This window comes from Clostridium cavendishii DSM 21758 (genome assembly GCF_900141845.1).
GTDB lineage: Bacteria > Bacillota > Clostridia > Clostridiales > Clostridiaceae > Clostridium_AG > Clostridium_AG cavendishii.
The window spans coordinates 101,391-123,223 of sequence record NZ_FQZB01000008.1 but is presented as its reverse complement, the minus strand read 5'-3'; the positions used below and the strand labels follow the sequence as shown (position 1 = coordinate 123,223).

The following is a 21,833-nucleotide window of genomic DNA, read 5'->3' as shown; positions in this document are numbered from 1 at the left end:
GATATGCCTCTTTTTAATATAAGTTATTATGTTTTATTTTTGGAATTAAGATAGTAATATCTATTAAATATTTAATTATAGGATAATTATAGAGACATTTTAAAGAGGTTTTATATATTTTTTACAATTTCATCTATTGCTTCTTCTACATGTTTCAATATTTTTCCATGTTCATTGAATTCAATTCCGCCAACTACAAATTGATTTATTCCCCAAGGGGCATCTTTGCTACCAAGTCTATCTTGTCTAATATCAGACATATGTGCATAAATATCTTTTTTTGGAATCGCTTTCATGATTTGGTCCATTGTATAACCTTCTTTTAGTAAATCATAAATTAAATTGATTCCTGTAACTATACCAAGTTCATACATTGTACCAGAATCTTCATCATCAAGTTCTGCAAGTACAACGTTTGATTTTGCTAAACTATTTAAATCACCCATAAAAATTTTATTTGCATTTGTATTAGAATCAAAGGTAATTTCATCATTATTAATAGGATTGTAAATATTAATTTCTTTGCCTGCTTGGTTACATTTTTCATTAATAAGCTTTTCTTCATATAATCTTTGGTTAATATCAGCATCTTTAAATAGTTTTCCTGCCAGATATAGTAGCTTTTGTTCATTCTCATTTAGTTCTAAAGTTACTTTTGTTTTTTCCATAATTAACTCCCCCATAAATATTTTTTTGTATAGTTTTACATTTACAGTATTATAAAAAATAATATGTAATGTTTAAATATTACTATATATTATTGCTATATTACTGTCAATTAAAAAATTTAAAGGTTTACATAAAAAAGATAAAAGATATTAGTCATTCATATATAATCCTGTTACTTAGTTTAATATTGCTACAGTTTTAATATGCTAAACATAATATCAATAGTAATTATTTTACTAAGTATGTATTTAATAAAAAGGTATTTCTTTATAAAATCTTTAAAAATATCTTTTATTATAACCTTGAAAGAAGAAACAGCTTATTAAAATAAGGATATTGGAGGTAAATATTTATGAATAAAGTTATGGAAGTTAAAAATGTATCAAAAAATCTAAAAGGAAGAAAAGTTTCTAATAATATAAGCTTTAATTTATTTGAAGGTGATATTTGTGGGTTTATCGGTCCAAATGGAGCTGGTAAAACTACCATGATAAGACTTATTACAGGACTTATATCACCAAACTCTGGGCAAATATTGCTTAATGATATAGATGTTCATAGAGACAGAATAAGTGCTCTTCAAAATTTAGGAGCTATAGTAGAGAGTCCTATATTTTTTCCTTATTTAACAGGAAGAAGATTACTTAAAAATCTTGCAAGACTTAATCCTAATATGAGTAAGGAAGAACAAAGAAAAAAGGTTTCAGAAGTTTTAGAGATAGTTTCTTTAGAATCAAGGGCTGATGACAAGGTTTCTACCTATTCTTTAGGAATGAAGCAAAGACTTGGGATAGCTCAAGCACTTTTAAACAACCCTAAGATAATAATTTTAGATGAACCAGCTAATGGTTTAGATCCTATGGGAATGATTGAACTTAGGAATCTTATACTAAAGCTTAATAAGGAAATGAAAATAACATTTTTTATTTCTAGTCACCTTTTAGATGAGCTTCAAAAAATATGTAATAGGCTTATTGTAATAAAGGAAGGTAGCTTAGTTTGGAGTGGTAATACTAGAGATTTACTAGCTAAATCCAGTAAAGGTGAAAGTTTAGAAGATGTGTTTATAGACTTAATGTGTGGTAATTTCTAAATTTGCAGAAGACTTTGTTAGGAGTGATTTATAAATGAAGAATTTGTTTTTATGTGAATGGAAAAGACTTTGGTGTAGGAAAACTATTTGGATTTGTTTTTTTTCTATTCCAATTATTTTATATGCATCAGCAAAATATTACCTAAGAGTAAATCAGAAAGTAATATTTGATAGTCCTCAGTTTACTTCTTTTGGAAACTTTCCAACTGCAGCTATACAAGAACAACTTGTATTAGCCTTTAATTTGATTGTTATATTAATAGCTGTTATGAGTATCACAGAAGAATATAGAAGTGGTCAGTTAAGAATGATTATGATAAGACCAATTAAATTTTCAGAGATATTTATAGCTAAATTTCTAGTTTTAATAGTAACTATAGCATTATACAGTTTGATTTATTTTTTGTTTAGTTTAATTTTAGGATACTTTTTGTTTCCTAAGATTAATGATATATCAATATTTTATCATGTAAAAGTTTTTGGAATTTCAGCTAGTTTAATGTATTCTGTAAAATATTATCTTTTGGCGTTATTAACACTTATAGCTATTTCATCAGTAGTGTTTTTTATTTCAATTATAAGTAAGTCAGTAATTATTGCATTAGGTGTAAATGTAGGTTTTATATTAATATCTATGACTTATCCTATAATATTGCAAGCATTTTTTAGAGGTGGAGGCTTATTAATAAATAAAATAATGTTATTGTCACTTACACATATTCAACATATGGGAATAGCTTTTATGCTTGGTCAAAAACATACTTTATTTTTATACATTTCATTTGTGCTACTAGCTTATACATTAATATTTTCAACCTTAAGTTATTTTGTATTTTCAAAGCAGGATCAATTAATATAAAGATTTATCTGGGAGGAATGAGAATGAAAAATTTGATAGGTAGTGAATTAGAAAGGATTTTTAGCAGTAAGAAAACTAAAGTAACTTTTATAGTAAGTATGATTTTACTTATTCTTATATTATTTTTTGTAAAAATTGGTGAGACAGGATTTTATGATCCAAAGATAAGTGTAAAACTTAATTCATTAAATTTTGCTCCATTTATATTAAGGGAATTTCATATGGTTTTAGCTATTATTATATGTCCTATGCTATTTACAGAAAGTTTTAATAGTGAAAGAACCAATGGTTATTATAGGATGATAATGATAAGACCTTACAGCAAATTGCAGATGTTTTTATCAAAATGGATTTCACAGGCAATAACATTTGGTATACTTATTTTAATAACTTTTATAATAACAATAGTTTTTGGTTATTTGGCACTACCTGAAGCATCTGAAGCTAATTTTTTTAATATAGCAGGTAGTTTTTCAAAAGTAGGTGCATTACTTTTTAATTTTAAGTTTTATTTATGTGAATATCTTGTTATATTAGCCATATTAAGTATAAATGCTTTAATGGGAGTACTTATGCCAAACTCTGTACTAGCGTTTATTGGAAGTGTAGGAGTATGTCTTGGTTCATTATATATAGTAGACAAATTAGAATTTCTCATATTTTCTACTAAAGGTATTTTCGATATATTGTCAGGAATAAGTATGTCTGTACTTTTATATAGTCTTTTAATAATAATAATAGGATTCTTGAGTAGTATGGTATTATTTGTAAATAAAGACTATAAATGCTAGAATATATCCTAAAGAGGTGAGGCATAATGTATGAAAAGATACTTGTGATAGATGATGAGAAAGATATAGTATCCTTAATAAAAGATGCTTTGGAGGATGAAAATTATATTGTTTATGAAGCTTTTAATGGAAATCAAGCTATAGAAAAACTTAAACTAAATCCTGAACTTATTCTTTTAGATGTAATGATGCCTGGTAGAGATGGATTTGAAGTCTGCAATAATATAAGGGATTTAGTTTCCTGCCCTATAATCTTTTTAACTGCTAAAAGTGAAGAAGACGCTATGATTAAGGGGTTATCCGTTGGAGGTGATGATTATATTACAAAGCCATTTAGTATAAAGCAACTAAAAATGAGGGTAGTAGCTCATATAAGAAGAGAAAAAAGAAAATCAGATATAAATTATAGAAATTATTTAAGTTTTGATGGGCTTTCAATAGATCTTAAAGCAAGAGAGATAAAGTTTAAAGGAGTGCCTATTTCCTTTACAAAAAGAGAGTTTGATATTATTGAAATGTTAGCATTAAATGCAGGACAAGTTTTTTCTAAGGAACAAATATATGAAAAGGTTTGGGGATACTATGCAGAAGGTGATTCATCTACAGTAGCTGAACATGTAAAAAAAGCTAGAGCTAAGCTTTTAGGCATAAATACAAATAAAGAATATATAAAAACTGTATGGGGTGTTGGCTACAGATGGGAGAAATAAAGTTGGGCTGGTGAAAATCATGTTTCAAAAGTTAAGATTAAAAAAGCAATTGATATATACATTTATAGTTGTTTTAGTATGTAGTATTGTATCTGTATTGATTGTTATTGAGGGTTTATTTTATTTATTGACAAAGAACCATGTTTTATATAAAGCAAATTATCATGAGCAGAATAGTACTATAGTGCAAGACTATATACAAACAAGGAGTAAAGAAGTTTTAGATTCATCATTTAAAAATACTTTGGAAAAAGATACTCCAATAAGTGGTATTAAATATCAAGTTATAGATAATTCAGGAAGTATATTATATGGAAACATGAATGAGAAAATCATAGCTAATAAAAAGGAGTTACTATCAAAGATAAATACTTTTGATAGTAATAAAAATATAATAACAAGGTATGCTCCTATTTTAGATAATGAAGGGAGTTTACAAGGTTCTATAATATTTAAGTATCCAATAAGAGTAACTCCAGTAGAAGATTCAAAGCTTACTTCCTTTATAATAATATTAATGTTTTTAATAGGTCCATTTATTTTTATAATACTTTATACTTTTATATTTGGAAGTAAGCTTGCAAAAAACATAAACAAGCCGTTAAAATTACTTATAGACGCTTCAAATAATATTAAAAATAACGATTTGGACTTTGATATATATTATCCATTTAATAATGAGCTTGGTAGTGTTATAAGCTCATTTAATTCTATGAAAAATGAACTTAAAAATACTTTAAATAAGAAGTGGCAGCTTGAACAAGATAGAAAAGATATGGTATCAGCATTATCTCATGATTTAAAAACTCCATTAACAATAATTAAGGGACATGTTGAGCTTCTACAAGAAGGTGCTTATAAAAAGCCAGAGAGATTAGAGCGTTATCTAGAAATTATAGAAAATAATACAGATAGATCTATATCATTAGTTCAAGATTTAAATACTTTATCAAAAATTGAAAGACCAGATTTTAGATTAATTCCTGTTAAGTTGAATTTGTCTGCATTTATAAACGAGAAAGAGTTAGAATACACTACTCTTTGTAAAGAAAAAAATGTTGAGTTAATTTTAAATAAAGATAATATAGAAAGTGATATTATAATCATGGATAGTCTAAGGATTTCTGAGGTTATGGACAATTTATTCTCAAATAGTTTAAGGTTTACACCTAAAAATGGGAAAATAGAAATGAATATATCATCTTTAAAAGATAAAATAAATTTTTCAATTAACGATTCAGGTAAAGGATTTAATAATGAGGAATTAAACAATGTATTTAAAAAATTTTATCAGGGTGATAAATCAAGGTCGGAAGAAAAGGGACATTCAGGACTTGGACTTTATATATGTAAGTTGTTAATTGAAAAGCATGGTGGAGAGATAGTGGCTTCTAACAATAATGATGGAGGGGCTCTAATAAGTTTTTATATTAAAAGTTTAAGTATATAATAAAAGATACATTCTTATTTTAAAGATTAATAGCTATGAAATATATGATTATATCATGTTTCATAGCTATTATAACCGTAATTTGTTTATAAATCATTTATTTCTTTTAAAAAATCAATAATACTAGCAACTTTTAATGATATCTTATTCCAAGTGATTTTACAGTACTTCTCTAAATTGTGCAGAAAATGATAAGTTTTATATTTTATATGATGCTACACTTTAATTGAAAGGATGGTAGTGATGGACTGGGTTAATAGAATGAAAAATGCATTAGATTATATAGAAAATAATCTTACAGGAGATATTTGTTATGAAGAAGCAGCTAAAATAGCGTATTGTTCAACATATCAATTTCAAAGGATGTTTTCTTATATAACAGATGTTTCGCTAGCAGAATATATAAGACGTAGAAGATTAACGCTTGCTGCTTTTGAGATTAGACAGACAGATGCTAAAATTATTGATATAGCTTTAAAATATGGTTATGATTCGCCGACTGCATTTACACGTGCTTTTCAATCTCTACATGGAATAACACCAAAACTTGCTCGAAGTAAAGGAGTTTCATTAAAAGCTTATCCACGTATTTCCTTTCAAATTCAAATTAAAGGGGCTGTAGAAATGAATTATAGGATTGAGGAAAAAGATAGATTTAGAGTGGTAGGGATAAAAGAAAAAATTAGCACCGTAGATGATCAAAACTTTATTAAAGTTCCTAAGTTATGGAGAGAAGTTTTTTCAAGTGGAAAGTGTGAAGAGATTGTTTCACTTATGAATAAAGGAGAAAATTCCGATATTTATGGTATTTGTGCTAATTATTCTGAAAAAGATAAGGCATTTGATTATTTTATTGCTAGTATAACTGATAAAGATGTTCCTAAAGATATGGAAGAGCTTATTATACCCAAAAGCACATGGGCTATTTTTGAATGTACTGGGCCTATGCCAGATTCAATGAAAAGTCTATTGAAGAGAATTTATACAGAGTGGTTTCCATCTTCAGGGTATGAGCATGGAAATACACCAGAATTAGAACGCTATCCAGCTGGAGATTCTTCGTTAGAGGATTATAAGAGTGAAATCTGGATACCTATAATACCTAAAAAATAATAAAAGTTATATTTGAAAAGTAAGGTTAAGTTATGATTGTTACAGCTTTTAAAGTTTATTTAATTTTAAGAGCTGTATTTTAATGAGTTAAAAAAGATTATATATTTAGATGTGACATTATTTTGTAATTAAAATTCTATATTTAAGTTCCACTAACTAAGTCTTAATTTTAGTTAATAGAACTTATTCATATGAAAGATAGTGAAAAAAATAAGACTGCATCATACTTGCTTTAAAAAGCTATATGATACAGCCGATTGAAAGTTGTGACTTAGCGTTTTTAATTATTTACACCATCACTTAAATATTTCCAAACTACAATATCCCCTTTATTAAAAGTAGATTGTCCTGCTGAAACATTTGGTTTAATAAAGCTATTGCTTCCTTTCCTTTTTATATAATAACACCAACCACTTAGAGAGCCTGCTTCCTTTTCTCTAAGTCCTGCAATCATAGCAAAATAGGTTGTTGCATCACTTATACCAGTACATTCATAAGAAATTCCTGATTTGTTTAAAAGCGTTTTTGTTAGCTTAGCAATATTAACCCCATTATAATCACCTTTTGCTTTTGAGATAGTTTTATTATTTACAGTGTCATAAAATAATATAGTTCCTTCAGGTAAATTATCCCACGGGTTACTAGTTTCATTTTGGTGTTGTTTTTTTTCTATGGTAGCAGTAGTATTATAAGAACTATTACTATCAGTAGTATTTGTATTATCAGAAGTTACCTGTTTTTTTTCCTTACTATTAATATCACTTGAGGCTAAGTTTTCTCCATTATCTGTTTTAGCTATTTTTTCTTCATTAGATTGTGATCTTTCATTTGAGTTATTTTGATTAGCTTCATTTTCTTTATTAACCTTTTCGTTATCATTTTTATCTTCTTTAATAGTTGCTTTTTCTTCACTTGCTTTATCAGTATTTGATATTGCTATTTTTTCTTTATTAATATCTTGAGTATTTTCTGATTTAGCTACTTTAGAGGCAGTAAAGATCTCATTTCCTTTTACCGCTCCTATAAACATTAAAATGCAAATTATAAGTGATGATATTATTATACCAATCTTCTTTTTTTTATTCATTTATATACCTTCTTTATTTAGCACTTTTTCTTATTAACATAATACAGCCAGCTAATAGGAATAATGATCCTAGTGCAATTGTTGAATCAGGATTTACCACAGATCCTGTTTGTGGTAATTTAAGTTCAGCATTACTTTTTTCTAAAGCTTCTTTTGATGTTTCTTTTGAAGTTGATTTTACATATGATTGGGAAGTTTTGTTATCATCTAATGGTTTGTTGTTATTTTGATTTTTATCATTTGAGTTTGTATTTTTATTATCTTGTGGAGTTTTATTTTCATCCTTGGTATCTTGTGATTTATCACCTATGGCTTCTATTTTATATTCTCTTGGTTCAAATACATCAACAAGGAAATCTCCATCATCTTGTGGGGATATTTCTTTTAGTTCATTATAAGTACCATCACTAAGCTTCTCATTTAACATGTATTTTTCAGCATTAGGATTTAAATTGTTTTTTACTTGTATTTTTACTGGCTCATCAAATGATATAAGTGCTTGTTCATCATTTGATTGAATTAAGCTTGCTAGAAAACTAAAGGTTGAATTATTTTTATCTATATCTTTTGAATTAAATTTAACTTTTAAATCTTTATTATTATCTAAAACGGTTAATCCTAAATCTCTTAGAATAAAGCTTGCTTTACCATTATTAGTTTCCATAATCACTTTTTGATCTAAATCTTTATCGTTTAAAGGAATAGTTGCTTCTTCACCTTTTATAATTATATCTTCTAAGTTTTTAGTCTCTTCTTTGTAAACAGGTAGTTTCAAAGCATTTATGTCTGTTTTATAAAAATTGTAGGGTGCTTTATTTCCTTTATAAAATTCATTTAATGCTATAAGAGCTCTAAAAGCTTCTTCTGTAGCCATATAATTATCTTCAGTATCTTTCTTTAAGTGTTTAAAAGTACCATTTTCGCCTTTAAACTTTAGTAAGGCAGATACTAAGTTTTCACCATTTTTACTGAACTTTTCTCCTTGAGGATCTACTCCTGCGGCAGTTAAAGATAATATTGTAAATGAAATGCTTTCACTTGAATCTCCACCAACCCAAGCATTTGTGTAACATCCATTATCATTTTGTAGCTTTGAAAGAGTTGTTACTGCACTTTCAATTAAATCATTTATTTCCTTTGTTTTATTATCGGACATAGTTAATGCTAGTAGCACTGTTGCAGTAGTATCTATATCTGTACTTCCCCAGCCCCAAGCTGCTGAAGTAACTCCGTTTGTATTATCATCTATTTTAGATTTAATAAGTTCTTGTAATAAAACATTTTTATTATTCTTATATTCACCTTTTACATTTGCAAAATCCCAAGCAAAAACACCAAAGGCATCTCCAAAGGTATAAAATGTTTTTAAATTTAAATTATTGTATAATTCATTTACTAAATTCATACCATTGAAGTTATAAGGGTTATATCCTTGTGAAACAAGATACATTATTGATTTTTCATAAGAAGTTGCCCCTGAAAATTTATCTTTGCTTCCATGAGTCTTAACCCAATTTTTAACCTCAGAAGCATCTTGTTTTACTCCAAACTTTTGTAAATCTATAGCGCTCCATTCATCTTTATTATTTTTTTTCATGTACTCTAAAGTAGAATTTAATTCTTTTTGAATATCACTTTGAGATACCTTAATATCTTGAGCCATTACTATTGTGCTATTTAAGGATATTAAGTTTACAATAGTAAATATAGTTAATACTAATAAGGATAAAATCTTATTTTTAAAAATCTTTTTCATATTTTTATTCCTCCAATAAATTTATTTTAAAGTTTATATAAATGATTAAATTATTAATTGAACAAATTTTGACTAATTTAAAAGTCATTAAATTCTTTTTACATATAACTTTTTTCTATATCTTTTAAATATCTTCAATATTTTTTCATAGAAAATCATAGAGAAGATAAAACTTCCTCCTCCATGTAAAATATCAAAAGGTAATCCACTTATGAAAACACCTAAGATTTCTATAGCATTAGTAGTCTTTAGAAATACCACTATGTGCCATATATTCATTATCCAATCAAACATGAATCCAAATATAAAACATAAAATTGAGAATTTTAATATTCCCATATTTCTTTCTTTATTTTTATTACCTAAAACTCCACTAATAGCGCCAACAAGTCCCCAAGAAAACATTTGCCATGGAGTCCAGGGGCCTTGTCCAAAAAATATATTTGAGAGAAAAGCTGAAGTAGCTCCTACTATAAAGCCTTCATAAACCCCAAATACATAGCCTGTTGCAGCTACTAAAAAGGTTACAGGTTTAACATTTGGTAATGGTGCAAAAACTACTCTAGACATAGCTATAAATCCAGAGAGAGTTCCTAAAAATGCAATTTCCTTAACTCCTATTTTGCTTTTTTCAAAATATATATAAGTTGAGACTAATATAGATAAAACGCCAAAGGTTGAAATTAATCCAAAGCTTTCCTTTAGACTCGGAATTAAAGTTAATATCATAATTGCAATTACAGATAATATTCCAATAAAAATTCCTAACTTTTTCATAATTTTTCACCACACATAGAAGATGTAACAGATTTTAAGCTATACATATGGCCACCTAATATTTTGTTTATATTTGTTGAGTAAAAAATACTATTTTTTATTATTTCATCTTTAGTTCCTGAGGCAACAATTTCACCATTTAAAAGAAGCATTAATTCATCGCAATAGGTGTAATTAAAATTCATATCATGAGTTATAACTATTATTGAAGAACCTTGCTTTTTTAGTTTTAATAAAAGCTCACCCAAGTCTTCTTTTAACTTATTGTCCAAACCCCTAGTAGGTTCATCAAGTATAATGACTTTGGGTTTAAGTACTAGCATGGTTGCTATAGCTACTCTTTGTCTTTGTCCTCCACTTAAATCTTTTGGGTTTTGATCTTTAATGTTATAAATATCTAGATTTTTAAGAATATCTTCAATGTATTTTTCGTCCTGTATTCCATGATTGGCTAATGTAAATTTAAGTTCTTCATAAACAGTATCTTTTGAAATATAATCATTAGGATTTTGAGAAACATAAGCAACATATTTAGATAAATCTTTTAATGAAACCTTTTTATTATCTTTACCTAATATTTTTATATTTCCTTTATAATCTTTAAGGTTCATAATACATTTCATTAAGGTACTTTTACCAGCTCCATTCTCTCCCATAACCCCTAATATGCTTGATTTTTTTAATATAAAGTTAATATCTTTTAATACTGATAAGCCTTCATAGTCACTGCTTAAGTTTTTTATTTCTATTACAGTCTCACCTAATTTAGTTTCAATACTTTTTTTAGTTTGCAAAAATTCTTTAGATTTTTCTCTGAAAAGTTTCCTTATTTGCTTAATAGAAAGACTGTAATCTTGAATTTTACACAATTTTTGTAACCTTAAATAATCAGGAAGAAAAAGTTCTCTTTCATTTTTAGCTTTTTTATAAAAATCGTCCTTTGTGCCTAAAAAATCTATTTTTCCATCTTCCATATAACAAATTTTATCAGCTAGAGAAAACCACTTATCTACTCTTTGTTCTACTACAATAAATGTAATTCCTAAGTCTTCATTTATTTTCTTTACTAAATTAATAATATCTTCAGAGGCTACTGGATCTAATTGAGATGTTGGTTCATCCATAACTATACATCTAGGCATATAAGCTAATGCAGAAGCTAGTGCTACTTTTTGTTTTTCTCCGCCGGAAAGTGTTTTTATATCTCTAAAAGCTAAATGAGTTATTCCGATAAATTCAAGTGTTTCCCATACTCTTCTTCTAATTTCTTTACTTTCCACACCTATGTTAGAAAGACCAAAGGCAACTTCCCTATGTACCTTATTCATCAAAAGCTGTTTTTCTGGATCTTGAAAAACCATACTTATGTTAGATGCTCTAACAGTATGAGGCATATTTTCTATATTCTCTCCATAAAGCTTTACCTCACCTGAAATTTCACCTCCATAGAAATATGGAACAGCTCCTGTTAAGGCCTTGCATAGTGTAGACTTTCCTGAACCTGATTTTCCTAATACCAATAATATTTCTTCTTTGTCTAAACTTAAATTAATATCCTTGACTGAAGATTCTTGCTTATCAGGATACTTATAGTTTAAATTGTTTATTTTAATAAACTCCATTAATATTACTCCCTTAAAAACATAATTATAAAAATCAAATTGAAACATAAAAACAGTGATGATACACCTAGGTTTATACAATTGTTAAACTTAACTCCAGAATATATATCAAATTTCATATATCCTAGATGGCAAGAAATTAAATAAATGCTTAATGTAGCTAAAGATAGGGTTATTATTATAAAATCTTGTTTTTCAAATTTTTCTTTCATATAATAGGTTCTTCTATTACTTAAGAATCCTCTAACATATGCTCCTTCGCCTATAATGAAGGATTGATCTAGCGTATCTTCTAAAAGTATTAGCATAAGTGGCATATAGTTTTTAACCTGCTTAAACTTGCTCTTTTCATTAAAATCTATTCCTCTTAAAATATAAATTTCTTTTAATCTTTCAAATCTTTCTTTTAAATTTGGTATAAGTTTCACTCCTACCATAATAAGCAAAGTAGATTTAGGTAATTTATGAGAAAAATATGATACAGCTTTATCTGAATCTACTAAAACATCTAAAAAGAAAAATGTACATATTGCGCCATAAAGTTTTCCACTCATTATTGCACCATATATTAAAGCTTCTAAGGTAAATACTTTATCAAAAATTTCGAATAAAACTTTTGAACCTGCGGTTACAAATAAGCAATTAAATAAAATTATTAAAAGTGCAAAGGGTAAGAAGTAAATTAGACTATTTTTAATTTTTTCTTTTTGATTTTTAATTTTTAATATGAGTAAGTTAAAAAGTATTATAGTTATTATGATTACAAAATTATCTGTTGAAAATATAATACTTAGCATTAAAATAAACACTATTATTGGAGTTAGTACATGGTATGTTTTTTCATTCATTCTATCCTCCTATTAATTGATTTTTTGAATATCTCATAAAGCAAAAAAAAAATTCTAAAGACTACCTTTAGAATTTTAAACACGACAAATAAGCATACGCAAAATACAATTTTTTACATATGAAAATAAGCCACATCCTCCCTCCGAAGATAGGTTATAAACCCCATATTCATTAAGATATCCTGGCTTCCACTTCATCCTTCAAATAACCTTCCCAAGAAAATTTATAAAAATTTCTCAGTGGTATATCTATTTGTCGTCCATGGTTACAGTAGCGGGGGCTGCTGTGGCATCTAACCACATTCCCTCAATGAATACTGATATTCAATTACATTACTATATTACTATATACTTACAATAATAGCAACTTGTATTTATATTAAGTTAAGTGCTTAATTTTTATGCTATAAAATAGTGAAGGCTGATGCATTGACTAGACTGTCGTTACATCAGATCTACTATTAGTTATTTTTTATGATTATGCATTTAAAAAATTTCCTTAATTATGGCTTCAAACTAATAATATGTTCAATTCTTGATTTTGCGCCACAGCTTGATTCTATAACCTTATAATTTTTACTTCTCATTAATTGTTTACATTCATTTATATCTTGTAATAATTTTTCTAGATCATTTTTATTAGTATAACCTTTAAAATCATCATTGTTAATATGAAAATCTAATTTATCATATATAAAATCTGGTATTTCTTTTAATTTAAAACACTCTATTTCAACACAAATATAATATGCAGTTTTTGTAAATATATTGTGATTTAATATTCTTCATTCTTCTTCAAATGTTTTTGTTGCACCTTGAATCTTCAAAAAAAGTTTCTATTTTTGCGCAGTTCAATAGGTTTATTAGCCTTAGATAGTTTAACTCTGAAATGGCACCCATTTTGATTTTTCAGCTAAATCTTGCACAATCCTAGCCAATGAATTGCCAATCTCTCTTTCACTGTCAATTGATTTAACACAATGAACATGCAATATGTTTTGACTTAAATCTGATAAATCATGCCATTGTGGAAGTATTGGAAAATAAAATCGAGGTTCTTGGTTTTTTATCTCACAATTACATATTTTACATATGGTAGTTTTTTTGTTCATGCTTGTCCCCCCTTTGTCCTATTATTAATATCTATCATCTTGGAAGCTAATTAAACATATTTTTAGAATTGATTGAATGCTTTTGTTTTTTGCAAAGAAAATTATATAAGCTATAAATTTAAAATCCTATGAAATTAATATTTCATAGGATGGATATTGATAAGAAATATTGAGAATGTAAGTAAATTTTAGTTTTCTTATATTCTCAATATACCTTTTTATATGATGTTATTAATATACGATTTAGTTATTATCTAAATTTTCTTCATTTTCTTCTTTAGATTTATTTGTTGTTTCTATTTCTTTGCTTTTTTCTGAAACTTTTATATTATTAATTACTTTGTTAAGTTCATTGTTTGAAGCGTTTTCTAAACTAGACATAGCACTATGTAGTTTAGAAAGTTGTTTAGCATTAAAAGAACCACTTTCTTTATGAACTTTTCTCATGTTTAAATAAGAAGCTTCAACTCCTAATTGTGCTTTAGTAGCATTTAATTGATGTATATTTCCCATAGAATTTTTTGCTTCTATTAATTTAACAAGGCTTCTTGAAATTATAACACCATCTTTAACTTTATCTCCATTAAGTCTATCTCTTTCTGCTGCCTCTTTTTGAGCTTTTTCTTCAGTCTTTTCCTTTTGTTTATCTAATTCTTTTTGTTTTTCAATGACTTTTTCTTGTTGAATTTGTTTTTCAAGTTCTTTTATATTCTCATCAATAGTTAATAGTTGAGCTTTCTTCTCATCGGCAGATAGTTTGTCATTCCCGTTAATTTTCGACTTACTTTCCTTCAGTTTAGTTATTTGTTCTTGTAGATTTTCTATTAAGGACTTTTTCTTTACCTTTAAATTATTATCTGCCTTTAAATTTTCATTTTTTTTATTAGCTTCTTCATTTTTATTAATACTTATATTGGCAGTTTTAAAAAAGCTATTATTTTGGTTTACAGTTGAAATATTCACACTTACATCCCCCTTCTAATAATTATTATCGGATTTAATATTAGAATCTTTAGAATATCAATCCTTATAAGAGAAATATTACCAGAAGGCAAAGTATATTTAATTATATTATATAGATATATTTTTTAATATCATTTGGTATTTGTAGTAGCAAGTAAAGTCTTTGGGGTTAATTACTTTATTTCTCCAAATAGTAATGTTGCATCATCACTTACTTTGAACCTTGGATATACATTACAATTAAGATCTATTAGCTCTCTATTTCTCAATTTTTCTAGAAGTTCATTTACATTTTCTTTTTTTGCTTTATAGAAGAAATCTTTATAATTATTAGCTAAGTCTAAAGTATCATAATACCTAGAGAATCCATCGCTTAGAATAAAAAATTCAAATTTATCTTTTAGTTCTATTTTATTATAAATTCCATTATCTATAGCGTTCTTATCAAATTCTAATATCCAATATCCATTATTAGTATTTTTAAGGTATCTATTTTTTATAAGAATATCTTCGTTAGCTTTTTTAGCATCTAAGTAATCTAAATTATTTTCCATAGATATTCTTAATATTTTTTCTTTAGCTTCATCGTCAAGTCTTTCTATATTACTATCTTGAATCAAACGAAGCTCATTATTATAGCTATATATTAGAGGGGAATCCCCAAGGATAAAATATTCTAAATGATTATCAAGCTTTCTAATTATAGTTATTGTTGAAGACGGATAATCAACCTTATCCAAAGAGTTTGTACCACTAAACTTCATATACTCTTTTTTTATAGTGTCTATTCCAATTTTTAATATATCTAACAAAGGTCCATCTTCTAATAAGGCTTCTTTTAGATATGAATTCCATTTATTAACAAACCATTTGGCATCTGTATCAGAATTAGTTACTTTAATTTTATTAAGGCCTGTAGAACCGTCTAGTAACCAAGCTGAGTTTTCGTTAAATCCAAAGATATCTTCATTAAAAGCATTTCCCTCATTAGTTAAACTTTTGTTTATAATTAAATTCATCAGTATCTCCTTTAGTAAATTTATTTAATATATAAGAAAGTATAAAACTCCCTATCGTTAAAAAGTTATATAATATCAGCAGGATAAGATAAACCTATTTGTCTTCTAGCTTCATCCATAATTTCCATAACTATTTTGGAGTTTTCAAAGGTGTTTATTTTGGATTCAAATTTATTATTATTTATTAAATCAATAAATTCAGTTACTTCATAATACATATTTTCAGATACATGTGAAGTTGATAGTTCTTCTGTATTACCGTCTCTATATATTATTTTTACTTTTTCAAAACTATTAATTTGTTCTATTATTATACTACCTTCTTCTCCTTGAATTTCAGAAGGTAAATATGAGTTGCATATTTTTGAGTGGTTTATTAGTGCTTCCATGTTATCATATTTTAGACTAACAATTCCTTCACCATCAACCCCCGACTCTAGTAAAAGGCCACTAGCCTTTATTTCTTTAGGTTTTCCAAAAAGATTGACCATAGGAGCAATACAATACACTCCTATATCCATAAGAGAACCATTTGAGAATACAGGGTTAAAGGTATTTAATACCCTTCCTTGCTTATATTCATCATATCTTGATGAGTAGCGGCAGAAGTTTCCTACATATTTTCTGATTTGTCCTATTTTATGTAAGTTTTCTTTTATAATTTGAAAATTAGGTAATATAGTAGTTTTCATTGCTTCCATTAATAAAACATTATTTTCTTTTGCTGTTTTAATCATTTCAGAAACTTCTATACTATTTGAAGCAAAGGGTTTTTCACAAAGAACGTGTTTTTTATTTTTAAGAAATAAGATACTTTGAGAAGCATGAAAAGAGTTTGGAGAAGCTATATAAACTGCATCTACTAAATCACTTTGGGCCATTTTATTAAGATCTGTAAAAGTATGTTTTGCATTGTATTTTTTAGCAAATTCTTTGGCTGTACTTTCGTTTCTTGAATATACTGCATTTAAGCAAAAATCTTTATTTAAGAAAGCTCCTTTAAGAAAAGTTTCAGTTATTTTACTTGTACCTATTATAGCAAATCTAATCATTTTAAATCTCCTTTGTATATCTAGTGTACAGAATTATACACCAATTAATTTTATTTACACATAGTTTAAATAAATCATTTTAACTAGTATATAAATGATAACATATAGGAAAATTTAAGACAATTTACGCTATGTAAACATTTTTTTAACTAATTGCAAACATAATTATATGAAGTTTTTATATATGTTATATCAATCTTGTTATTAAAACTCATTATGTGTTAAGTTTTTCTTAAAATAATTTGATTATAATCTTAATCATATCTTTTTAATATTTTTAAAAATTACATCTAAATAGGATATCTTTTTTATTAAGTTTTTGTTTTAATTCTTTTACTAGTTCTACAGAGTTATCAAAGTGATTTGATAGGGATAAATTATAATTATTAAGATTCATTCTAAAATTTAATATAACACTGGTACCTTTACACTTTATTAAAAGTTCTTTAATATCTTCAAGTTTAATAATAACTTCTGCTTCACATTCGCCCCTATCATCTTCAAGTTCCATCTTACAAAAACTAATTAATCCACGCAAAATAAGCTCATCATCAGTAATAGTAGCGCCAAGTTTTTTACCTTCTTTAAGCATTTGTTCTATTTTAGGTTTGTTTCTAGCAATAGATAAAGAAGTTGTATAGCTAGAGGGAATGAAGGATATAAGTATAAAAAGAATAGGAAATGTAATTCCTCCTATTAATAGTAGCTTACGTATATGAGGTGTTAAGGGAATATTATTTACAAAGGATAGTAACACGAATAAAATAAAAATGGTAAAAGCGCCTATATATGTAATAATGGTAGGTTTATCTTTTACATTATTTAAGCGTTTATTATATGGATAAAACATAAGTAAAAACCTCCTTTTTAATTTCCATGGAGAATAAGCTTTTGACAAGGGTATCCAAACCCTACAATTATTTTATTTTTCATTTTTATATATTCCTTTCATAATAGTGCTTTTAAGATTAATTATGTTTTATAAAGAGTTTAATGTGATAGTATATTACAACAATATGTTGAATTATAAGTTGTTAATATGTTAATTATAGCATTAAATTCAATATAATGTATATGAGCTTGTTTTTTAATTTACATGGATTAAAGTATAAATATTAAAGCTATCATCAATGTTATTTAAATACTTAATACTAAATTTTATATATGTTATAATTATGTATATTGAGACATAATTGTAAACCTATCTGGAGTATATAGAATTTTAAATTTAGTTTAATTATGGAGGAAACTATATGAGTATAAAAGAAATTATACAGGAATTTGTTACTAACATAGATGAGGTTGATAAAAACCTTAATAATGAGATACGTGAGTTAAAAGATGAAATTAATTTTTTAAAGGTTGAGGAAAATCTAGGATTTTCCCTTCATAAAGAATTAAAAGAATTTTTTAGTAGTTTCTATTTTTGTGAAATTCAAGGTGTTATTTTACCAAATCAAATAAAATCAACTGATAAATGGGGAAACTGGTTTGAATTTGAGGAACAAAATAAAAAGATAATAGTAACGCTTGAGGGGATAGAAAGTAAGGCTGTAGATATAGAAGATTATATAAAGAATAGTTTTGAATGTTGGACAGGCGGATATGACTTTGGTAGAAGAATAAGTATTGGAAATATATATGGTAGTAGAGGTGAGATATTATTAGTTTTCAATAATGATAATGGAAAGGTTGAGTGGATTGACTGTGAATGGGGATGCTTTGGAAACTTAAATGAAGATCCAAATGGAGTTTTAGCAGATTCATTATACGATTTAATAAATTTACTTAATGAGAATATAAAAAATAATACAATAATTTAAGAAAGCTAATATTATTGTATTTAAATATAGAAAGAGTACAAATAGATAGTTATATAGATCTATTTATACTCTTTTTATTTTTTTAATTAAAAGAATTATACAACTGAAAACTTGTTATTTACGTTAAATTTAAATTCTTCTATAACAGCTTCAATTCTTTTATTTCCGTGTACTATATCAGAGATAGCCTTAGTTAAGTAGTCCATATTATCGCTTTGGAATACATTTCTTCCTATGGATACCCCTCTGGCACCTGCCTTCATAGCATCATATATATTATTTAAAAACATTTCTTCAGAGTCCACCTTATTCCCTCCTGCAATTACTACAGGAATAGGACATGCCTCAACAACACTTTGGAAACTCTCTATAGAGCCAGTATAATTAACTTTAACAATGTCAGCACCTAGTTCGGCTCCTACTCTAGCTGAATGTTTTACAACATCAACAGCATATTCATTTATAACATTTTTTCCCCTAGCATAGACCATTGCAATTAGGGGAATACCATATTTAAGGCATTCAGATGAAATATTAGCTACATCATTGAACATCTTGCCTTCATCAGCATCACCAATATTAATATGAACAGAAACAGCATCGCAACCTAATGCAATAGCTTCATATACGCTACCTGTAATAGATTTCAAACCAGAGTTAGGTGTATACATAGTGCTACCAGATAAATGCATTACCATTGCCACATTTCTATAAGCATTATAGTCGGTACAACTATTTATCATACCTTTATGCATTAGAACTGCATTTACACCATTTTGAGCTAGTCTATGAACGTTATTATCTAAATTTTCTAAACCTTTAATTGGACCTAGTGTTATTCCGTGGTCCATAGGTACGATTATTGTATTTTTAGATTTTGGATCGAATATTTTATTTAATCTACTGTATTTACCTCTCATATAATATTAACCTCTTTTCTGTAATAAATTTAATATATTATTACAAGTTACATTCTCAAATGACTTTTCACTTAATTTCAAACATGTTATTTTAGACAAGGCATAAAATGGATCATCCATTGGATATTCACTACCGAATATTACTTTAGTGTCTCCTAAAGTTTGAATTGCTTGTCTAACAATTGAAGTAGAAGCACAAGATGTTTCTAAATATAAATTTTCAAATTTTTTAGCATATTCAATAGATAAACTATCAGAAAAACCAAAACCCATATGACCTAAGATAAATTTTGTATTTGGACAATCTTTAATTAAGTCATGGCAATCTTTAGTGAAAGAACCTTCAAAATCTGTTGTGTGAAAGAAACAAGGTACTTCGAGTTCTGAACAAGTTCTTGCAAGTTCTTTAACTATATTAGATTTAAGCGAGAACCTATGAACTATCGGAGCTAGTTTTAATCCACAAAACCCTTGAGTTTTTACTGCATCTGTAAACTCATTAATAGATACTTCACCGTCATTAGGGTCAACGCAGAAAAAACCAAATACTCTGTCTGGATATTTATTCATGGCATCTTTAACTAAATAGTTAGGTATAGGCTTAGTTGCAATTGGCTTTTCACCAGAAACAACTTTATCCATCATTCTTACATCAATCATTCCACCAGGAACTAAAACACCTTTAGAAATGCCTATTTCATCATATCTTTCAATTAAAGCTTCTACAGAACCGTAGTTTTTGGCCGTAATATGAGCATGTGCATCTATAATCATATATAACACCTCCTTAAAATCTATAAAAATAGTATAATTAATTTAGGCTAGTCTTCGTAAAGTACTCGTATAACTTTACCTGGACATCTAGGGAATTCAGGAACTACAATGACTTTATTTTTTATTCCTGTAAGCTTCATAAATGTATTTTCTATATTTTCTATAATTGAGTCATTACATTTATAACCTTTAGCTAATACTATTTTTATAGTAAGATTGTCTTTGTTTACTATAAATCTATAGTCATTACCAACTTCATTCATTGATAAAAGCATTTGTTCTAAGAAGATAGGAGAATAATCCTTGCCATTTAAAACTACTTGCTGTACAGTTCTACCAATTAAAAATAACTTTTTATCCTTAATACCGCAGGCACAATCTATAGTTTTTATATAGCCTAAATCACCAGTTCTATATCTTACAAGTGGAGAACCTTTTCTAAGTAATGTAGTTATAACAACTTCTCCATTACTGCCCTCAGGTAATACTTCTCCTGTCTTTGGGTCCACTATTTCTACATAGGTATGAGAACCGTATATATGATAACCACTACCATCACTACATTCAACTCCTATTTGACCAGCTTCTAGAGAGCCATAAAAAGCATAACATTTTGAATCCCAAAGGTTTTCAAGACGATTTTTAAATGCTTTTGAACAACCTTCACCAGTAAGATATATTTTTCTAACATTAATACTTTCATTACTTTCAGAAATAGCTTCTCTTAACATTTGGCCTATATACATAGCATAAGTTGGCGTAGTTATAATTATAGTAGGTTTTAAGTCACGAATAATTTCTACTGTTTTTTCAGGAGTTGAATAAAAGCCACCTTTTCCAGTAGATATTACTGTTGCACCTATTTTACTTTGGCATGCATTATGAAATGAAAGCCCAGAAGAACTCATTTCATAAGGTAATGCATTTAATACAACATCCTCAGAGAGTATATCAAAAAGTTTGTTGCTCATAGAAAGATCTCTTATATATAAATCTTCCCAAGAATGAAACATATATATAGGTTTACCTCCGGTTGTACCAGTAGATGAAAATACTTGAGCTATTTCATTTGAAGGTATAGAGCAAGTATAATATTTGTCTTTACGTAAATCTTCTTTAGTCAAAAAAGGAATCTTTTTAAAGTCATCTAATGTTTTAATGGCATCTAAGCCTATGTCAGCTTTAGAAAATGCATTATTATAAAATTTGTTATTGTTAAAAACCCAATTGCATACAGATTTTAAAGCTTCTAAAGTATACTCTTCTTTTTCTTCTACAGAAAATTCTGTGTATTCTGTTTTGTTATTATTAATAAAATTATATAAAAAACCCAGTTTCTCTTTTGTACTAATAAAGTTATTATTGATTATTAACAATACAGTCACCTTCTAACAT

Annotated in this window: 21 protein-coding genes and 1 riboswitch; of the genes, 7 read left to right on the top strand and 14 right to left on the bottom strand. The window is 27.1% G+C overall.

The window, feature by feature from the left end:
- Positions 1 to 110 precede the first annotated feature (110 nt).
- Positions 111 to 668 carry a nucleoside 2-deoxyribosyltransferase gene (locus tag BUB01_RS09245; protein ID WP_072986425.1) on the bottom strand — a complete coding sequence of 186 codons (558 nt, stop codon included), beginning with the start codon at positions 666 to 668 and terminating at the stop codon, positions 111 to 113.
- Positions 669 to 1,021: 353 nt separating this feature from the next.
- On the opposite strand from BUB01_RS09245, the gene BUB01_RS09240 reads away from it, so the two are divergent.
- The 6 genes from BUB01_RS09240 to BUB01_RS09215 all read left to right on the top strand — a co-directional run bounded on the left by BUB01_RS09240 (position 1,022) and on the right by BUB01_RS09215 (position 6,685).
- On the top strand, positions 1,022 to 1,762 hold the full coding sequence (locus BUB01_RS09240) for an ABC transporter ATP-binding protein (RefSeq protein ID WP_072986424.1): 741 nt from the start codon (positions 1,022 to 1,024) through the stop codon (positions 1,760 to 1,762).
- Positions 1,763 to 1,796: 34 nt separating this feature from the next.
- Positions 1,797 to 2,621, top strand: coding sequence for an ABC transporter permease (locus BUB01_RS09235; RefSeq protein WP_072986423.1), 825 nt, complete (start codon positions 1,797 to 1,799; stop codon positions 2,619 to 2,621).
- Between the two features lie 23 nt (positions 2,622 to 2,644).
- The gene (locus tag BUB01_RS09230; RefSeq protein ID WP_072986422.1) at positions 2,645 to 3,412 is read left to right on the top strand and encodes an ABC transporter permease; all 768 of its coding nucleotides are present in this window, start codon (positions 2,645 to 2,647) and stop codon (positions 3,410 to 3,412) included.
- A 26-nt stretch (positions 3,413 to 3,438) separates the two neighbouring features.
- On the top strand, positions 3,439 to 4,122 hold the full coding sequence (locus BUB01_RS09225) for a response regulator transcription factor (protein WP_072986421.1): 684 nt from the start codon (positions 3,439 to 3,441) through the stop codon (positions 4,120 to 4,122).
- A gap of 19 nt (positions 4,123 to 4,141) precedes the next feature.
- Positions 4,142 to 5,572, top strand: a complete 1,431-nt coding sequence (locus BUB01_RS09220) for a HAMP domain-containing sensor histidine kinase (RefSeq protein WP_072986420.1) — start codon at positions 4,142 to 4,144, stop codon at positions 5,570 to 5,572.
- Between the two features lie 243 nt (positions 5,573 to 5,815).
- Entirely contained in the window at positions 5,816 to 6,685 is an 870-nt protein-coding gene (locus BUB01_RS09215; RefSeq protein ID WP_072986419.1) for an AraC family transcriptional regulator, read from the top strand.
- A gap of 280 nt (positions 6,686 to 6,965) precedes the next feature.
- Here the strand turns inward: BUB01_RS09215 and BUB01_RS09210 are convergent, their stop codons facing one another.
- From BUB01_RS09210 to BUB01_RS09165, 10 genes are all read right to left on the bottom strand, one after another.
- Positions 6,966 to 7,772 (bottom strand): hypothetical protein, encoded by an 807-nt coding sequence (locus BUB01_RS09210; protein ID WP_072986418.1) that lies wholly within the window; start codon positions 7,770 to 7,772, stop codon positions 6,966 to 6,968.
- 13 nt (positions 7,773 to 7,785) lie between these two features.
- Entirely contained in the window at positions 7,786 to 9,528 is a 1,743-nt protein-coding gene (locus BUB01_RS09205; protein ID WP_072986417.1) for a prenyltransferase/squalene oxidase repeat-containing protein, read from the bottom strand.
- An 87-nt stretch (positions 9,529 to 9,615) separates the two neighbouring features.
- On the bottom strand, positions 9,616 to 10,305 hold the full coding sequence (locus BUB01_RS09200) for an ECF transporter S component (RefSeq protein ID WP_072986416.1): 690 nt from the start codon (positions 10,303 to 10,305) through the stop codon (positions 9,616 to 9,618).
- The gene (locus tag BUB01_RS09195) at positions 10,302 to 11,927 is read right to left on the bottom strand and encodes an ABC transporter ATP-binding protein (RefSeq protein WP_072986719.1); all 1,626 of its coding nucleotides are present in this window, start codon (positions 11,925 to 11,927) and stop codon (positions 10,302 to 10,304) included. The genes BUB01_RS09200 and BUB01_RS09195 overlap by 4 nt, the downstream gene beginning before the upstream one ends.
- A gap of 5 nt (positions 11,928 to 11,932) precedes the next feature.
- Positions 11,933 to 12,775, bottom strand: a complete 843-nt coding sequence (locus BUB01_RS09190; protein ID WP_072986415.1) for an energy-coupling factor transporter transmembrane component T — start codon at positions 12,773 to 12,775, stop codon at positions 11,933 to 11,935.
- Between the two features lie 157 nt (positions 12,776 to 12,932).
- Positions 12,933 to 13,124, bottom strand: a riboswitch (cobalamin riboswitch).
- A gap of 529 nt (positions 13,125 to 13,653) precedes the next feature.
- Complete coding sequence (locus BUB01_RS09185) at positions 13,654 to 13,887, bottom strand: hypothetical protein (protein WP_072986414.1); 234 nt, start codon at positions 13,885 to 13,887, stop codon at positions 13,654 to 13,656.
- A gap of 243 nt (positions 13,888 to 14,130) precedes the next feature.
- Complete coding sequence (locus BUB01_RS09180) at positions 14,131 to 14,850, bottom strand: hypothetical protein (RefSeq protein ID WP_072986413.1); 720 nt, start codon at positions 14,848 to 14,850, stop codon at positions 14,131 to 14,133.
- Positions 14,851 to 15,023: 173 nt separating this feature from the next.
- Positions 15,024 to 15,869 carry a hypothetical protein gene (locus BUB01_RS09175; RefSeq protein WP_072986412.1) on the bottom strand — a complete coding sequence of 282 codons (846 nt, stop codon included), beginning with the start codon at positions 15,867 to 15,869 and terminating at the stop codon, positions 15,024 to 15,026.
- A 65-nt stretch (positions 15,870 to 15,934) separates the two neighbouring features.
- Positions 15,935 to 16,921 (bottom strand): Gfo/Idh/MocA family protein, encoded by a 987-nt coding sequence (locus BUB01_RS09170; protein ID WP_072986411.1) that lies wholly within the window; start codon positions 16,919 to 16,921, stop codon positions 15,935 to 15,937.
- A gap of 277 nt (positions 16,922 to 17,198) precedes the next feature.
- On the bottom strand, positions 17,199 to 17,771 hold the full coding sequence (locus BUB01_RS09165) for a hypothetical protein (protein WP_072986410.1): 573 nt from the start codon (positions 17,769 to 17,771) through the stop codon (positions 17,199 to 17,201).
- A gap of 403 nt (positions 17,772 to 18,174) precedes the next feature.
- Between BUB01_RS09165 and BUB01_RS09160 the strand changes: the two genes are divergently transcribed.
- Positions 18,175 to 18,744 (top strand): hypothetical protein, encoded by a 570-nt coding sequence (locus BUB01_RS09160; RefSeq protein ID WP_072986409.1) that lies wholly within the window; start codon positions 18,175 to 18,177, stop codon positions 18,742 to 18,744.
- A 95-nt stretch (positions 18,745 to 18,839) separates the two neighbouring features.
- Here BUB01_RS09160 and BUB01_RS09155 read toward each other — a convergent pair whose 3' ends face one another.
- Genes BUB01_RS09155 through BUB01_RS09145 form a run of 3 tightly spaced genes read right to left on the bottom strand, consistent with a single transcriptional unit; the run spans position 18,840 to position 21,814 of the window.
- On the bottom strand, positions 18,840 to 19,664 hold the full coding sequence (locus BUB01_RS09155; RefSeq protein ID WP_072986408.1) for a 2-amino-3,7-dideoxy-D-threo-hept-6-ulosonate synthase: 825 nt from the start codon (positions 19,662 to 19,664) through the stop codon (positions 18,840 to 18,842).
- Positions 19,665 to 19,670: 6 nt separating this feature from the next.
- Positions 19,671 to 20,438: an amidohydrolase family protein gene (locus tag BUB01_RS09150; RefSeq protein ID WP_072986407.1), complete on the bottom strand. Its 768-nt coding sequence runs from the start codon at positions 20,436 to 20,438 to the stop codon at positions 19,671 to 19,673.
- A 47-nt stretch (positions 20,439 to 20,485) separates the two neighbouring features.
- Complete coding sequence (locus BUB01_RS09145; protein ID WP_072986406.1) at positions 20,486 to 21,814, bottom strand: phenylacetate--CoA ligase family protein; 1,329 nt, start codon at positions 21,812 to 21,814, stop codon at positions 20,486 to 20,488.
- Between the last annotated feature and the right edge of the window lie 19 nt (positions 21,815 to 21,833).

Bases quoted from the DNA above. Each gene is read 5' to 3' on its own strand.
- BUB01_RS09245 (WP_072986425.1), bottom strand. From the start codon at position 668: ATGGAAAAAACAAAAGTAACTTTAGAACTAAATGAGAATGAACAAAAG.
- BUB01_RS09240 (WP_072986424.1), top strand. From the start codon at position 1,022: ATGAATAAAGTTATGGAAGTTAAAAATGTATCAAAAAATCTAAAAGGA.
- BUB01_RS09235 (WP_072986423.1), top strand. From the start codon at position 1,797: ATGAAGAATTTGTTTTTATGTGAATGGAAAAGACTTTGGTGTAGGAAA.
- BUB01_RS09230 (WP_072986422.1), top strand. From the start codon at position 2,645: ATGAAAAATTTGATAGGTAGTGAATTAGAAAGGATTTTTAGCAGTAAG.
- BUB01_RS09225 (WP_072986421.1), top strand. From the start codon at position 3,439: ATGTATGAAAAGATACTTGTGATAGATGATGAGAAAGATATAGTATCC.
- BUB01_RS09220 (WP_072986420.1), top strand. From the start codon at position 4,142: ATGTTTCAAAAGTTAAGATTAAAAAAGCAATTGATATATACATTTATA.
- BUB01_RS09215 (WP_072986419.1), top strand. From the start codon at position 5,816: ATGGACTGGGTTAATAGAATGAAAAATGCATTAGATTATATAGAAAAT.
- BUB01_RS09210 (WP_072986418.1), bottom strand. From the start codon at position 7,772: ATGAATAAAAAAAAGAAGATTGGTATAATAATATCATCACTTATAATT.
- BUB01_RS09205 (WP_072986417.1), bottom strand. From the start codon at position 9,528: ATGAAAAAGATTTTTAAAAATAAGATTTTATCCTTATTAGTATTAACT.
- BUB01_RS09200 (WP_072986416.1), bottom strand. From the start codon at position 10,305: ATGAAAAAGTTAGGAATTTTTATTGGAATATTATCTGTAATTGCAATT.
- BUB01_RS09195 (WP_072986719.1), bottom strand. From the start codon at position 11,927: ATGGAGTTTATTAAAATAAACAATTTAAACTATAAGTATCCTGATAAG.
- BUB01_RS09190 (WP_072986415.1), bottom strand. From the start codon at position 12,775: ATGAATGAAAAAACATACCATGTACTAACTCCAATAATAGTGTTTATT.
- BUB01_RS09185 (WP_072986414.1), bottom strand. From the start codon at position 13,887: ATGAACAAAAAAACTACCATATGTAAAATATGTAATTGTGAGATAAAA.
- BUB01_RS09175 (WP_072986412.1), bottom strand. From the start codon at position 15,869: ATGAATTTAATTATAAACAAAAGTTTAACTAATGAGGGAAATGCTTTT.
- BUB01_RS09170 (WP_072986411.1), bottom strand. From the start codon at position 16,921: ATGATTAGATTTGCTATAATAGGTACAAGTAAAATAACTGAAACTTTT.
- BUB01_RS09165 (WP_072986410.1), bottom strand. From the start codon at position 17,771: ATGTTTTATCCATATAATAAACGCTTAAATAATGTAAAAGATAAACCT.
- BUB01_RS09160 (WP_072986409.1), top strand. From the start codon at position 18,175: ATGAGTATAAAAGAAATTATACAGGAATTTGTTACTAACATAGATGAG.
- BUB01_RS09155 (WP_072986408.1), bottom strand. From the start codon at position 19,664: ATGAGAGGTAAATACAGTAGATTAAATAAAATATTCGATCCAAAATCT.
- BUB01_RS09150 (WP_072986407.1), bottom strand. From the start codon at position 20,438: ATGATTATAGATGCACATGCTCATATTACGGCCAAAAACTACGGTTCT.